Genomic DNA, 14,270 nt, shown 5'->3' on the forward strand with positions numbered 1-14,270 from the left:
CAGCCCCACCGCGCAGGCCAGGGCGAACAGCACGCCGGGCGCGCGCGGGCAGTTCATCACCGCGACCTCAGAACACGTAGCCCAGTTCCAGCCAGAAGCTGCGGCCCGGTTCGTAGTAGGTGTTGCCGGCTGTGGTGCCGCTGGTCTGGTTGCTGCGGTTGAGCACGTTCATCACTTCCACGCGCGCATAGGCCTCCTGCGCGCGCGGCAGTGGCAGCCGGTACTCCACGTTGCTGTCCCAGGTCCAGGTGCGCGGGTAGGTGCGGCGGGTGAGGGTGGGCACGGACAGGCCGTCGATGATTTCCGACGCGCCGGTCACCGTGCCTTCGAAACCGGCCTGGACGCGGAAGAAGTTGTTCCAGGTCAGCCCGGCCACCGGCACGGCGGTGCGGGTGCTCAGGCGCACGCTCCACGGGCGCAGGTAATCGGTGGCGGGCAGCTGGTAGCGGTACATCAGTTCGCCCTCGTAGCGGACCAGCTGCGTAAGGTCCACCGTGTCCTCGTAATCGTTGTAGTTGCGTGCCACGTCGGTGTAGTCCGCCGAGAGCTGCCAGCTGTTCTGCATGCCCCACGCCTCCAGCGGGCGCACCGAACCCAGCGACAGCGTCCAGGTCTGTGCATCGCTGCGGCCGTCGTTGGTGTATTCGTAGGTGTTGCGGTTGTACAGGGTGGTGTCGAGCGGATCGCCGACCTTGCGCCGCAGGACGTCGCGGCGGGTGCTGCGGTCCACGTACTTGGCATGGACCTGCAGATGCTCGAACTGCTGGTCGATGCCCAGCGTCCACTCGTCGGTGTAGGGCGAATCCAGGTCGCGCAGGCGGTTGGTCGCCACGTTCCAGGTGCCCGTCACGTCTTCCCAGGCGGTGCTGGCCCGCGACCGGGTCTTGGACTCGCGAAGGCGCTCGCGCCCTTCGCGCAGCAGGTAGCTGAAGAAGCTGCGGCCGTAGTAGCGGTTGACGCCCGCGTTGAGCAGGGTGCGTTCGTCGCCGAGCACGTCCCAGCTCAATGCCAGGCGTGGCGAAAGATCGGTCTGGCCGAACAGGTCGTTGCGGTCCAGGCGCAGGCCCGGGCGCAGCGTCCAGCGGCCGAGCGCGATGCTGTCCTGCACCCAGGCCTCGTATTCGGTGCCGCTGACCTCGAAGGCACCGGCGTGATAGATGAAGAGCTGGCTCAGGTACTGGCCGGTGCCGGTGCCGGTGAGCAGCGGCGAGAGTGAGCAGCTGACCGTATCGATGCTGCCATCGGCCAGGGTGCAGCTGCGCGTGGCTACGCCGCCCTGGTAGATGTACTGGTCGTTGGGGCGTTCGTAACTGGCATCGCGACGCTGCACGCCGGCGCCGAACTGCACGGTATGCGTGCTGTTGCCGAGTGTGAAGGCGTCGCGGTCGATGCCCAGCCGGTAACCAATTCGGCGGTCATTCTGGTCCACGCTGCCCCAGTTGCCGATGCTGCTGGTGGAGCCGATGCCCCAGTTGAATTCCTTGGAGGGACGCCAGTTCTTCATGGTGTCGCCCTCGCTGCGGCGGGACGATTCCAGGTCGCTGTAATTGAGGCTGTTGCGGAAGGTCCAGGCGCCCTGCTGCCAGGTTGCGCCGAGCTTCGCGGTGGGCCCGCCGGAACGGATGTCGAACCAGGAGTCCTTGGTGTTCATGATGAAGTAGCGGTCATCGTTGGGTGCGTAGGACAGGCTGGCGGTGAGGTCGAGACCTTCGCCGCTGCTCCAGTCCAGTGCGACGGTGGCGGCGGTGTTCTCGCGCAGCTGGGTGCGGCGGTTGACGTCGTTGCCGCTGGTGGACTGGCCATTGGCATAGGCGCGCAGCGGAATGTCCGAACGGGTGTGGCTGAGCGTCCCGATCACGCCGATGCCGCCACGGGTGCGGCCTTCCAGCCGGGCGCCGAGGCGCAGCTTGTCGTAGGCGGGTTGATAGGCGAACGTCGCGGACTCCTCGTACGACTCGGCCTGCGTGGGGTTGGTGATGACTTGGTCCCACGCCGAGCGCGCCATGCGCATCCACACCTTGCCATGCAGGGCGTCGCCGGCCTTGCGGCTCTGCGCGTCGATCACGCCGCCGGTGAAGCCGCCATAGGCCGCCGGCACGTTGGCGTCGTACACGGTCAGCGACTCCAGCAGGTCCACGTCCACCGCAATGCCCTGCGCGGCACTGGGTACATCGACGGCGCTGTTGACGTTGGCAATGGTCTGCGCGGTGTAGGTGGGGTCGATGTCGTTGTTGATGCTGGCGCCATCGAGCAGGAACAGGTTCTGGTAGAACGGCGCGCCGTTGATCGAGAAATCGGCCGGGCGGATCTCACCCATGGTGCGCGAGCTGCGCGCGCTGTCGCTGAACTGCACGGCCGGGTTGCCGCGCAGGGCGGTGGCAATGTCGCCGTTGCCTTTCACCTGGGCCTGCAGTGCCTCCTGGTCCAGGCGCTGGCCCTGGCCGAACGGCAGCTGGGCGGGCAGGAACGTGCTGCCGGCGTCGGCGCCCACGCGCAGCGCCGGCATGCGGCCGGCCGCGGCGCGTTCGAGCGTGTAGCTGCCATCGGCGCGGCGCGTGACACGCAGGCCGGTGCCGGCCAGCAACTGCGCGAAGCCCGCTTCAAGGGGCTGGTCCGGTGCGAGCACAGGTGCGGTGCGGCCGGCAGTGAGGCCCGGGTCGAAGGCCAGCGCCACGCCTTGTTGGCTGGCGAAGCTGGCCAGCGCACGGCCAAGCGGCACGCTGGCCGGCGCCACCGCGTCGGCGGCCTGGGCATGGGCGAACAAGGGGGTGGCAAGCAGGGCCAGCGACAGCGCACTGGCAGTGAACAGGTGGGGCAAACGGGTCATGGCAGGTCGATGTGGAATGCAGGGTTCCCTCGTCTGCCCCGCGAGATCGAAAAAAGTGTCACCGCGCCGCCACGGTCGTCCACAGCCCCCCGGCGGCACGCTGCACGCGGACCGGGTAGGTGGCTTCGAGCATCGCCAGGCTCTGGGCGGTGTCGTCCAGCGGGAAGGCGCCGGAGACGGGCAGGGCGGCGACCTGTGGATCGCAGCGCAGTGCCCCGCGCCGGTAGCGCGCGAGTTCGGCCACCAGCTCACCCAGCGGCAGGGCGTCGGCGACGAGCATGCCGGTGGCCCAGGCGGTGCGGGTGTCGTCGAGCCGTTCGCTGCGCTGCGCGCCACCGGTATCGAACGTGGCTTTCCAGCCTGCCTCCAGCAGCCAGGGGTCACCGCGGTCGGGTGAGATCTGCAGGCGCCCCTCGATCAGGCTGACGTGGGTCAGCTCGGCATCGAGCCGCACATCGAAGCGCGTGCCGAGCGCGCGGATGCGCCCATGTGGGGTGAATACCTGCAGGGGCCGCGCCGGCGACTGCGGATCGGGCGCGCTCTCTACCCGGATGCGGCCGCGCTCCAGCCACAGCCCGCGCTGCTGGTCATCGAAGCGCACCACCACGCGGGTATCGGTATCGAGCAGCAGCTGGCTGCCATCGGGCAGCCCGGCGCGGCGGCGTTCACCCACGGCAGTGCGTTCGATCGGGCCGGTCGGTGCCGGCGACAGCACCTGCCAGCCGAGCCAACCGGCGGGCATCACCGCCAGCCACAGTCCAAGGCGCTTGAGCGCCGCGCGCCGCGCCGGGTCCGCCCCGCGCCCCAGCACGGGCAGTGCGAGCGGCGCCGGCACCTGCTGCAGCAGCGCCTGCAGGTGCTGCGCGCGCTGCCAGGCCCGCGCGTGGTCGGGGTGCTGCGCGCACCACTGCGCGCAGGCCTGCTGCGCAGCGGGATCATCCGATGCCTCGTCCAGGCGCAACAGCCAGTCTGCCGCCGCTGCCAACACGGCGCGCGGAATCGGCGCCGGCTCAGCCCGCATGGGCCAGGCAGCCGACCAGCGCCCGCTTCATGTGCCGCTTCACGGTGCTCAGCGAGAGCCCGAGGCGTTCGGCGATGGCCTCGTAGCGCAGCCCATCGAACTGGGCCAGCAGGAACACCTGGCGCGCGGCAGTGGGCAACCCGTCAAGCATTGCGTCGATCTGCTGCAATGTTTCGCAGACCAGTGCCTGGTCTTCCAGGGAGGGCACCACGGCCTCGGGCAGGCTGGCCAGCTGCGCCAGATAGGCGCGCTCCAGCGATTGCCGGCGGAACCAGTTCGCCGCCAGCCCCCGCGCCACGGTGGTGAGGAACGCGCGCGGTTCGCGCAACGCATCCAGCTTGCGGCCCTGCAGCAGCCGCGTGAAGGTGTCCTGGGTCAGGTCGGCGGCCGTCTCGCGGCAGCCCACGCGGCCGCCCAGCCAGCCCTGCAGCCAGCTCCGGTGGTCCCGGTACAGGGCGTCCACGGTGTCGCGATGTGCGTGCATCGACCCATCAATGGAAATGAGAAGTATTCGCAAGTATGCCGGTACAGGGGCTGTATTGCCAGCCCGGTTTGTCTTGAATCACTGCGCGACAACCGCATATCAAGTACATCTGCCAGCCACGCTGGCCATGAACCCAATGAGGAATCTCCCATGCGAATGGACAAGCTCACCTCGCGTTTCCAGCAGGCGCTGGCAGACGCACAGTCGCTGGCCGTGGGTCGCGACCACAACATCATCGAACCGGTGCACGTCTTCACCGCGCTGCTGGAACAGCAGGGCGGCAGCACGCGGCCGCTGCTGGCCCAGGCCGGCGTGAACGTGCCGGTGCTGCGCGAGCGCCTCAACGAGGCGATGGAAGCGCTGCCCAAGGTATCCGGGCAGGAGGGCAATCTGTCGATTGGCAATGACCTCAACCGCCTGCTCAACAACACCGACAAGCTGGCCCAGCAGCATGGCGATGCCTTCATCGCCAGCGAGTGGTTCGTGCTGGCCGCGGTCGACGATGGCGGCACGCTGGGCATGGCGCTGCGCGCCGCCGGTGCCGACAAGACCCGCATCACGGCGGCCATCGAAAAGATCCGCGGCGGGGAAAGCGTGCAGTCGGAAAATGCGGAAGAACAGCGCCAGGCGCTGGAGAAATACACCATCGACCTCACCGCGCGTGCCGAGACCGGCAAGCTGGACCCGGTGATCGGTCGCGACGAGGAAATCCGCCGCACCATCCAGGTGCTGCAGCGCCGTACCAAGAACAACCCGGTGCTGATCGGCGAGCCGGGCGTGGGCAAGACCGCGATCGTGGAAGGCCTGGCCCAGCGCATCATCAACGACGAGGTGCCCGAAGGCCTGCGCGGCAAGCGCGTGCTGTCGCTGGACATGGGCGCGTTGATCGCCGGCGCCAAGTTCCGCGGTGAATTCGAGGAGCGGCTCAAGGCCGTGCTCAACGACCTGTCCAAGAGCGAAGGGCAGATCATCCTGTTCATCGACGAACTGCACACCATGGTGGGTGCGGGCAAGGCCGATGGCGCGATGGATGCCGGCAACATGCTCAAGCCCGCGCTGGCGCGCGGCGAGCTGCACTGCGTGGGCGCGACCACGCTGGACGAGTACCGCAAGTACATCGAGAAGGATGCCGCGCTGGAGCGCCGCTTCCAGAAGGTGTTCGTCGGCGAGCCCAGCGTGGAAGACACCATCGCGATCCTGCGCGGCCTGAAGGAAAAATACGCGGTGCACCATGGCGTGGAGATCACCGACCCGGCCATCGTGGCCGCGGCCACGCTGTCGCACCGCTACATCGCCGACCGCCAGCTTCCCGACAAGGCCATCGACCTGATGGACGAGGCCGCCTCGCGCATCCGCATGGAGATCGATTCCAAGCCGGAGGAACTGGACCGCCTGGAGCGTCGCCTGATCCAGCTCAAGATCCAGCGCGAGATGCTGAAAAAGGAGAAGGACGAGGCCTCGCGCCAGCGCCTGGCCGACCTGGAAGCGGACATCGATACGCTGGAGCGCGAGTTCTCCGATCTGGACGAAATCTGGAAGTCGGAGAAGGCCGCGCTGCAGGGCACGACCAAGATCAAGGAGCAGATCGAACAGGCCAAGCTCGAGCTGGAGGCGGCGCAGCGGCGCCAGGACTTCGGCCGCATGAGCGAGCTGCAGTACGGGCAGCTGCCGCAGCTGGAAAAGCAGCTGCACGCCGCGCAGGAAGCGGAAAACACCGAGTTCAAGCTGGTGCAGGACCGGGTCACCGCCGAAGAGATCGCCGAGGTGGTGTCGCGCTGGACCGGTATTCCGGTCAACCGCATGCTGGAAGGCGAGCGCGACAAGCTGCTGCGCATGGAAGACGAGCTGCACCACCGGGTGGTGGGCCAGGAAGAGGCGATCAAGGTCGTTTCCGATGCCGTGCGCCGTTCACGCGCCGGGCTGTCCGATCCCGACCGCCCCAGCGGCTCGTTCCTGTTCCTGGGCCCGACCGGCGTGGGCAAGACTGAGCTGTGCAAGGCGCTGGCCGAATTCCTGTTCGACAGCAGCGACGCGATGATCCGCATCGACATGAGCGAGTTCATGGAGAAGCACAGCGTGGCGCGGCTGATCGGTGCACCGCCGGGGTATGTCGGCTATGAAGAGGGCGGCTACCTGACCGAGGCCGTGCGCCGGCGCCCGTATTCGCTGATCCTGCTCGACGAGGTGGAGAAGGCGCATACCGATGTGTTCAACATCCTGCTGCAGGTGCTCGACGATGGTCGCCTGACCGACGGCCAGGGCCGCACGGTGGACTTCCGCAACACCGTCATCGTGATGACGTCCAACCTGGGCTCGCACCAGATCCAGGACATGTCCAGCGACGACAGCCCGGAGGCCTACACGCAGATGAAGGCCGCGGTGATGGGCGTGGTGCAGGCGCACTTCCGCCCGGAATTCATCAACCGGCTGGACGACATCGTGGTGTTCCATCCGCTGGACAAGGCGCAGATCAAGCAGATCGCGCGCATCCAGATGCAGGGGCTGGAGAAGCGCCTGGCCGAGCGTGGCCTGCGCATCGAGGTCAGCGACGCCGCGTTCCAGCTGCTGGGCAACGTGGGCTTCGATCCGATCTACGGCGCCCGCCCGCTCAAGCGTGCCATCCAGTCGCAGCTGGAGAACCCGCTGGCGCAGAAGATACTGTCCGCCGAGTTCGTGTCGGGCGATGTGATCCGGGTCGACGCGGGCGAGGGCCGGCTGCTGTTCGCCAAGGGCTGACCCGGGCGCGGCAACGGCTGATAACCGTTCGTGCTCAGACCATGCTGCATGACCATCAACCCCCGCTCCGGCGGGGGTTTTTTGTCGGGTATCGTCCGCGTTCAACCGGAGAAGGCACGATGTCAGAGCACGGCGATCCCTCATCCCACTGGCGCGCGGAAACCATTGCCGTGCATGGCGGCTACCGGCCCGACCCCACCACGCGCGCGGTGGCGGTGCCGATCTACCAGACCGTGGCCTACGCCTTCGACGACACCCAGCACGGCGCGGACCTGTTCGACCTGAAGGTGCCGGGCAACATCTACACCCGCATCATGAACCCCACCACCGACGTGCTGGAGCAGCGCATCGCCGCGCTCGAGGGCGGCATCGGCGCGTTGGCGCTGGCGTCGGGCCAGGCCGCGATCACCTACGCGATCCAGACCATCGCCGAGGCCGGCGACAACATCGTCTCTTCCAACGCGCTGTACGGCGGCACCTACAACCTGTTCGCGCATACGCTGCCGCAGTTCGGCATCCAGACCCGCTTTGCCGACTACAACGACCCCGAGGCCTTCGGTGCGTTGATCGACGAGCGCACCAAGGCGGTGTTCGTCGAATCGATCGGCAACCCGCGCGGCAATGTCACCGACATCGAGGCGGTGGCGAAGATCGCGCACGCGCATGGTGTGCCGGTGATCGTGGACAACACGGTGGCCACGCCCTACCTGCAGCGCTCGTTCGACTTCGGTGCGGACATCGTGGTGCACTCGCTGACCAAGTACCTGGGCGGCCACGGCACCAGCCTGGGCGGGGTGATCGTCGACTCGGGGCGCTTCCCGTGGGCCGAGCACGCGCAGCGCTTCCGCCGCCTGAACGAGCCGGACGTGAGCTACCACGGCGTGGTCTACACCGAGGCGCTGGGGCCGGCGGCCTACATCGGCCGCGCGCGGGTGGTGCCGCTGCGCAACACCGGCGCGGCGATCTCGCCGTTCAACGCCTTCCTGATCCTGCAGGGCATCGAGACCCTCGCGCTGCGCATGGATCGCATCAACGCGAACGCGCTGGCCGTGGCGACGTTCCTGCGCGACCACGCCAAGGTGGACTGGGTGAACTACGCCGCGCTGCCTGATCATCCCGAGTACGCGCTGGTGCAGAAGTACCTGCGTGGGCATGGCTCCGGCGTGCTGACCTTCGGCCTGCCGGGTGGGCGCGCGGCGGGTGCGCGGTTCCTGGATGCGCTGCAGCTGTTTACCCGGCTGGTGAACCTGGGCGACGCCAAGTCCCTGGCCACGCATCCGGCGTCGACCACGCACCGCCAGCTGGACCCGGCTGAGCTTGAGAAGGCCGGCGTCAGCGAAGACACCGTGCGCCTGTCGATCGGCATCGAACACATCGACGACCTGCTGGCAGACCTGCAGCAGGCGTTGGCAACCGCGTAGAGGTGGGGCCCACCCCTGGCCGGTGCGGGCCGGCCGGGGGTGGGGTTGTATGTTCGGACCAGGACTGCGCAAGATCGGCCACGCGCCATGGCAGGCGCCGAAGCATGCTGAGCGCCACCCCGACCTGGAGCCCGCCATGAGCCGCATTGCCCAGCTACGCCAACGCCACGGCATCGACCGTGTGATCGCCCACCTGCAGGACTGCCTGCGCACGGGCGCGCCGCTGCCCGACCTGGATGCGCTGGCGGCGGTTGCCCACCAGTCGCCCTTCCACTTTCACCGGCTGTACCGTGCGTTGACAGGCGAAACGCCGGGCCGGACCGTGGCACGGCTGCGTCTGTTGCGCGCGCTGCAGCTGCTGGCGCAGGCGGATAGCCGGGTCACTGAGGTTGCGTTGGAGGTGGGCTTCGAGAGCCCGCAGGCGCTGGCGCGGGCATGCCGTCAGGCAATGGCGGCCACGCCGACCGAACTGCGTGACGATGCGACGCTGCGCATGCACTGGCAGCAGCAGCTGTCGTTGCCCGCAGGGGACGACCGTGATGACCGCGTGCCGCTGCAGGTGAAGGTGACCGCGCTGGAACCGTTCGACGTGGTGGTGCTGCGTACCCGCGGCGCCTTCGACGATCTCGACCAGGCGTTCGGTGAGGTCTACGCATGGGCGGCTGCGGAGGGCATGGCCGAGCAGCTGCAGGCACTGATCGGCATCGCGCTCAATGATCATCGCGACGTAGCCGCCGACGCGTGCGAGTTCGACTGCGGCATGGGCTTCGGCCGCGCGCTGGACGCGGTGCCGGCGCCACTGCGCCCGCTGCGCCTCGGCGGCGGCGACTATGCGGTGCTGCGCCATGTAGGCAGTTTCGCGGGGCTGGAGGCCGCCACCGACGCGCTGCTGCGCCAGTGGCTGGGTGAAAGTGGCTACAGGCTGCGCGATGCGCCGTTGTACTACCACTACCTGGACGATCCGGAAGAAGTGCCCGAGGCCATCCTGCGCGCCGATATCTGCGTGCCGGTGCACGCCGCGCCCCTATGACCGCGGCAATGCCGGGTCCGGGTCGTACAGCCAGGCGTGGACGGTGCGGCGCACCACGTTGAGCGTGTCGAGCGCGGCGCGGGTCTGGATCTGGTCCAGCTGGTCGAACCCGTTGTGGACCGACGCGCGATAGGTGGAGTCGCCGAGGCGACGATAGCGCCGGCTGATCGCCTCGTGCTCGGCAAGACGATCACGCATCGCCGCATGCTCGGTGTGGGTGAGGCGGCCGTTGAGGTAGTCGTCCATGCGGCCCCAATCCACGGCCGCATGGCGGCGCAGCAGTTCGGCATAGGTGGCCTGCAGGTCCGTCTCGGCCGCCAGCTCGGAGGCGGTCATCCGGGTCAGGCCCAGGGCGGGGATGCCCTCGCGCTGGAAGGGCAGGTGGTCGGAGATCTGCGTCCAGGCGCCGCGTGGGTGCTGCGGTACGCCCAGATCCGCGGCGGCCTGCTCGAGCAGCCGGCGGAGGTGCGCTTCGTGCGGTTCGACCCTGCCGGGTTGGCGTTGGTCAGTCCGCTGCGTGTCCATGCTGAAGAGATGGCGCTGGTCGGAACCGCTGATCGCCAGCCCGTCACCCCGTCCGAGCATGTCCAGGTTGAGCACCGCGTCCGGACACTGGCGCCGGGCGAGGCAGCGCTGCACGTGCGCCTTGGCGCCCATCATGCCGCGCTCGCCCTGGTCGGTGACCAGCAACTGCACCCGCGTGCCTCGCGGCAGTTCGAGGTCCTGCAGTTCGCGTGTCAGCGCCAGCAGCGTGGCCACCCCCGTGCCGTTGTCCACTGCCCCGCTGGAATGGGTGTCGGTACCGGTCATGTCGCCGTGTGCGACCACCATCAGGGTATGCGCCGGCGCGCCGGGGCCGGCGAAGCTCAGCAGCAGGTTGCGTCCCCAGGCCGTACGCGGCACGCCGCGCAGGTCATGTGCCGTGATGTTGAAATCCAGCCGCTCGACCGGGTGCCCGGTGGCGTTGAACAGCGCCTCGATGGCGGCGCTGCGGCGCTGGTTGGCGAGCAGCTCGCGGATGCCCCGCGGCTGATCGGCCTGAGCGTTCTGGGTGGCGTCGGCAATTTCCTGCAGATCCAGCAGGTAGGCGGCCTCTGGGGCGTCGTAGACGCTTTCCAGCAGGTTGATGGCCGCGTCCAGCCAAGACTGTGGTGCAGGCGGGATCAGCGCCTGCGCCGTTGGCGGCCAGCCCGCAGCGTCAGGCGGCAGGGTGGAGGGGGCAGGATGCTCCAGCGCGTGTTCGATGGCGGCCTGCACCGCACGTGGCAGCGACAGCAGTCGTGCCCGGATCTGTGCGGTACAGGTGGGGCCGGCACCGCACTCGCGCAGGACCTGCAGCATCGCGTGCCGGTCGTGCGGCGGCAATTGCTGCAGTATCCGGTCGGCACGGTCTGACATCGAGGGGTCCGGTGCCGGCGCGGCACCGTCACGCCGAAGGAGCAGCTCGACCGCCGTGTCTACCGCTGCGCCGGCCACGGTCGCGGTGGCCGCCATCGCGCTGGCCAGCATGGCCTGCGGGCAGTGACGCGGGCGAGCGACGCAGGCGGTGAGCAGCGCGTTGCCGATAGACGACAGCCGGGCTGCGGTCGGTTCGATGCCAGCCGCGTGGTCGGGCAGGGACGGCCGCACCGGGATCAGGCGCTCGAACATGTCGCCGCCGGGATCGACGGCATACGCCGTGGCGGGGGGCGGGGTTGCTTGTGCGCCGGGCAGCAGGGCTACTGCAGTGCCGGGCGGCTCGCCGGCCCGCGCACGGCCAGGCAAGGGCAGCGGGCTGCGGCCGGGCCCGGCCACGGACAACAGCAGGGCGGCGCAGACGAGCGGGTGGGCATTGCCGATGCGGATGGCCTGGGCCAGGGGACGCAGCTGCGGCCGGTGGGCTTCGGCGGCAGCCGGCAGGCGCGCGCTCAAGCGGTTGGCGAACCGACCCTGCGCCCGGCGGGCATGGCTGATGTTGTCGATGGGCATCGTGCACCGCGCTGCAGGGGGGGTACCTGCAGGGTGCCGTGATACGACAACGGCTCCCATAGGAGCCGTTGTAATTTCGGTTCACACCACCGGGATGGTGTGCTTGCCCAGTGTCCGGTACGGCGGGGTGGCCATCACCATCTCGGCCAGCGAGTACGCCAGTTCGCGCTCGGCCATCACCGTGCCATCGGCGCCATGCGCCAGCAGGTGCTTCACTTCGGCATCGCTGTGCGCGCGGGCCAGCAGGGTCAACCCGGGGTTGATCGCGCGCAGCTTGGCCAGCGTCTCGCCGGCCTCCAGCGGCTGCGGAATGGCCAGCACCGCGATCTTGGCGCGTTCGGGATGGGCCTCGGCCAGCACGCGGTCGGAGGCGGCGCTGCCACGGATGCCGGGCAGGCCGGCAGCATGCGCCTCGGCCACGTGTTCCTTGTTGTCATCGATGATCAGCACCGGCACGCCGCGGTCGCGCAGCACCTGCGCCAGCGCACTGCCGACCCGGCCGAAGCCGATCACGATGGCGTGGTCATGCAGGTCCAGCGACGGCCCGGGCGGCAGTTCGGTCTCCACGGCGGCCGGGGTGGTCTGCTGGTGCTTGAGCAGCCAGCGGTCGAGCAGGCCGAACACCACCGGGTTGAGCATGATCGAAATCAGCGCACCGGCCAGCACCAGCGCCTGCCCGGTGGGCGGCAGGATCTTCAGCGACACGCCCAGGCCGGCAATGATGAAGGCGAACTCGCCGATCTGCGCCAGGCTGGCCGAGATGGTCAATGCGGTGCCGTTGGGGTGGCCGAACGCGCGCACGATGACGAAGGCCGCCGCGGATTTGCCGAACATGATGATCGCGGCGGTGGCCAGCACCTGCCACGGGTGCTCGATCAGGATGGTGGGGTTGAACAGCATGCCGACGGAAACGAAGAACAACACCGCGAACGCGTCGCGCAGTGGCAGCGAGTCGCTGGCCGCCTTGTGGCTGAGCTCGGATTCGTTGAGCAGCATGCCGGCGAAGAACGCGCCCAGCGCGAACGAGACGCCGAACAGCATCGCCGAGCCGAACGCCACGCCCAGCGCGATGGCCAGCACCGCCAGCGTGAACAGCTCGCGCGATCCGGTGCCGGCAATGCGCTCCAGGATCCACGGAATCACCCGCCGCCCGACCACCAGCATCACCGCCACGAACAGGCCCAGCTGCACGAACGTCCAGCCGATGCTGGCCAGCACGCTGCCGAGGGTGTGGGTTTCATTGGCCGCGTCCGGACCGAACACGCCGGCCAGCACCGGCATCATCACCAGGGCCAGCACGCAGGCCAGGTCTTCGACGATCAACCAGCCGACCGCGATCTTGCCGCGCTGGGTATCGAGCAGGCGGCGTTCTTCCATCGCACGCAGCAGGACCACGGTACTGGCGGTGGCGAGCGCGAAGCCGAACACCACGCCATGGATCACCGGCCAGCCCATCAGCGCGGCCAGGCCCCAGCCCAGCAGCGTGGCGACCAGGATCTGGCCGACCGCACCGGGGATGGCGATGGCCTTTACCGCCATCAGGTCTTTCAACGAGAAGTGCAGGCCCACGCCGAACATCAGCAGCATCACGCCCAGTTCGGCCAGCTGGTTGGCCAGCGCGCCATCGGCGACGAAGCCGGGTGTGTAAGGTCCTACGCAGATGCCCGCAACCAGGTAACCGACCAGCGGAGACAAACGCAGCTTGTTGGCCAGCGCGCCGAAGATGAAGGCGAGCCCCAGGCCAACGGCAACGATGTTGATCAGGTCGGTGTCATGGTGCATCGGGGCTCGCAGATTGGGGGATGCCCCGATTTTCACCGATGCGGCCCATTCCGGCAAACCGAGTGTTGTCGGGCGCCCTTGGGTCTACCGGCGGAAGTGGGCGGGGATCAAACGTTCCTCCGGTGCTGAACCTCGTCCAGCGCCTGTGAGGGTTCGACGGCCGGCGCTGCTGCCAGCCTTTGGTCGGCCTGCTGGAGCTTCTGGATCGATTCATCCACCGATGGGCGCAACGCAGCACTGACGTCCATGTGCGCCCGGCGGTGCGCGGGATCGTCCAGCGCCCCTTGGACGACGAACACGTTCTGCGCGTTCGCGGACTGCCCCGTGGGGGTGCCCAACACGACGTGGTCGATCCGTTCCATTCCCTGATCCCTTGCCAGGTGCGCCAGACTGGCCGCCATGCGGTGACTCGATTCATCAGGTTCGCGCCCGAGACTGGCGTCCAGCCGGGTGACGCCTTCAATGGCCTGCCGGTGAAGCGTCGTCGAGGCATCGCTCAGCGACTGCCCGTTTGACCCCTGTTGTTTCGGATCCGGTGGCGGCTGGGGGTGTGAAGGCGTTGTCGGCTGAATGCGTTCTGCTTTGCGGATCGCGTCGATCAGCTCCCGGGGCGTGTCAGTGAACATCAACTCGCCGGCATCCAGTTTTTGCCCGGTCACCTTCGTCAATGTGGCCGTCGACCAGGATGCGCACGTATTGGTGTAGCCCCATTCAACGTTCTCGCCAAGCGCCTTGTCGAGCTTCTGAACCTGTTCTGGAGTCAGTTCGTAATAGCGTGAGGCCGATGCTGTTGATCCGGCTTCCATTCCTACGCGGATGTCGGTTCCCGGTCCGTTGTTTTCGACCAGCGGATGCTCGTCGGGCCACAAGCCGTAATACTGGGTGTTGCCGTTGCGGGTGACTGAAATCCAGGCATGGCCGTCAACGAACTGATTGAACGAGCCCTGCGTTTGGGGATCTACGTGGCTGTGGATGCCGAGGACTACCTTGTCGGTCATAGG

Annotated in this window: 9 protein-coding genes; 3 read left to right on the top strand and 6 right to left on the bottom strand. The window is 68.2% G+C overall.

The features are described 5' to 3' along the window. Window positions 1-67 precede the first annotated feature (67 nt). Genes ACREPD_RS07685 through ACREPD_RS07695 form a run of 3 tightly spaced genes read right to left on the bottom strand, consistent with a single transcriptional unit; the run spans window position 68 to window position 4,332 of the window. Complete coding sequence (locus ACREPD_RS07685) at window positions 68-2,827, bottom strand: secretin and TonB N-terminal domain-containing protein (protein WP_431598759.1); 2,760 nt, start codon at window positions 2,825-2,827, stop codon at window positions 68-70. A 58-nt stretch (window positions 2,828-2,885) separates the two neighbouring features. Continuing rightward, window positions 2,886-3,848 (bottom strand): FecR domain-containing protein, encoded by a 963-nt coding sequence (locus tag ACREPD_RS07690; RefSeq protein WP_431598760.1) that lies wholly within the window; start codon window positions 3,846-3,848, stop codon window positions 2,886-2,888. Further along, on the bottom strand, window positions 3,838-4,332 hold the full coding sequence (locus ACREPD_RS07695; RefSeq protein WP_431598761.1) for a sigma-70 family RNA polymerase sigma factor: 495 nt from the start codon (window positions 4,330-4,332) through the stop codon (window positions 3,838-3,840). The genes ACREPD_RS07690 and ACREPD_RS07695 overlap by 11 nt, the downstream gene beginning before the upstream one ends. Window positions 4,333-4,482: 150 nt before the next feature. On the opposite strand from ACREPD_RS07695, the gene clpB reads away from it, so the two are divergent. The 3 genes from clpB (at window position 4,483) to ACREPD_RS07710 (ending at window position 9,519) form a co-directional block, all read left to right on the top strand. Continuing rightward, window positions 4,483-7,068, top strand: coding sequence for an ATP-dependent chaperone ClpB (clpB, locus tag ACREPD_RS07700; protein ID WP_431598762.1), 2,586 nt, complete (start codon window positions 4,483-4,485; stop codon window positions 7,066-7,068). Between the two features lie 119 nt (window positions 7,069-7,187). Continuing rightward, window positions 7,188-8,489, top strand: coding sequence for an O-acetylhomoserine aminocarboxypropyltransferase/cysteine synthase family protein (locus ACREPD_RS07705; RefSeq protein ID WP_431598763.1), 1,302 nt, complete (start codon window positions 7,188-7,190; stop codon window positions 8,487-8,489). Between the two features lie 136 nt (window positions 8,490-8,625). Beyond that, window positions 8,626-9,519, top strand: coding sequence for an AraC family transcriptional regulator (locus ACREPD_RS07710; protein ID WP_431598764.1), 894 nt, complete (start codon window positions 8,626-8,628; stop codon window positions 9,517-9,519). On the opposite strand, the gene ACREPD_RS07715 is transcribed toward ACREPD_RS07710, so the two are convergent. From ACREPD_RS07715 to ACREPD_RS07725, 3 genes are all read right to left on the bottom strand, one after another. Further along, window positions 9,514-11,487 (bottom strand): M28 family peptidase, encoded by a 1,974-nt coding sequence (locus ACREPD_RS07715; RefSeq protein ID WP_431598765.1) that lies wholly within the window; start codon window positions 11,485-11,487, stop codon window positions 9,514-9,516. The genes ACREPD_RS07710 and ACREPD_RS07715 overlap by 6 nt on opposite strands. Before the next feature lie 81 nt (window positions 11,488-11,568). After that, window positions 11,569-13,269: a YbaL family putative K(+) efflux transporter gene (ybaL, locus tag ACREPD_RS07720; RefSeq protein WP_431598766.1), complete on the bottom strand. Its 1,701-nt coding sequence runs from the start codon at window positions 13,267-13,269 to the stop codon at window positions 11,569-11,571. Between the two features lie 107 nt (window positions 13,270-13,376). After that, complete coding sequence (locus ACREPD_RS07725) at window positions 13,377-14,267, bottom strand: XVIPCD domain-containing protein (protein WP_431598767.1); 891 nt, start codon at window positions 14,265-14,267, stop codon at window positions 13,377-13,379. Between the last annotated feature and the right edge of the window lie 3 nt (window positions 14,268-14,270).

The sequence above is a fragment of the Stenotrophomonas sp. genome (genome assembly GCF_050737075.1).
In the GTDB taxonomy this organism is placed as follows: domain Bacteria; phylum Pseudomonadota; class Gammaproteobacteria; order Xanthomonadales; family Xanthomonadaceae; genus Stenotrophomonas.

Coding starts and splice junctions, on each gene's coding strand:
- ACREPD_RS07690 (WP_431598760.1), bottom strand. CDS start 3,848: ATGCGGGCTGAGCCGGCGCCGATTCCGCGCGCCGTGTTGGCAGCGGCG.
- ACREPD_RS07685 (WP_431598759.1), bottom strand. CDS start 2,827: ATGACCCGTTTGCCCCACCTGTTCACTGCCAGTGCGCTGTCGCTGGCC.
- clpB (WP_431598762.1), top strand. CDS start 4,483: ATGCGAATGGACAAGCTCACCTCGCGTTTCCAGCAGGCGCTGGCAGAC.
- ybaL (WP_431598766.1), bottom strand. CDS start 13,269: ATGCACCATGACACCGACCTGATCAACATCGTTGCCGTTGGCCTGGGG.
- ACREPD_RS07705 (WP_431598763.1), top strand. CDS start 7,188: ATGTCAGAGCACGGCGATCCCTCATCCCACTGGCGCGCGGAAACCATT.
- ACREPD_RS07725 (WP_431598767.1), bottom strand. CDS start 14,267: ATGACCGACAAGGTAGTCCTCGGCATCCACAGCCACGTAGATCCCCAA.
- ACREPD_RS07695 (WP_431598761.1), bottom strand. CDS start 4,332: ATGCACGCACATCGCGACACCGTGGACGCCCTGTACCGGGACCACCGG.
- ACREPD_RS07715 (WP_431598765.1), bottom strand. CDS start 11,487: ATGCCCATCGACAACATCAGCCATGCCCGCCGGGCGCAGGGTCGGTTC.
- ACREPD_RS07710 (WP_431598764.1), top strand. CDS start 8,626: ATGAGCCGCATTGCCCAGCTACGCCAACGCCACGGCATCGACCGTGTG.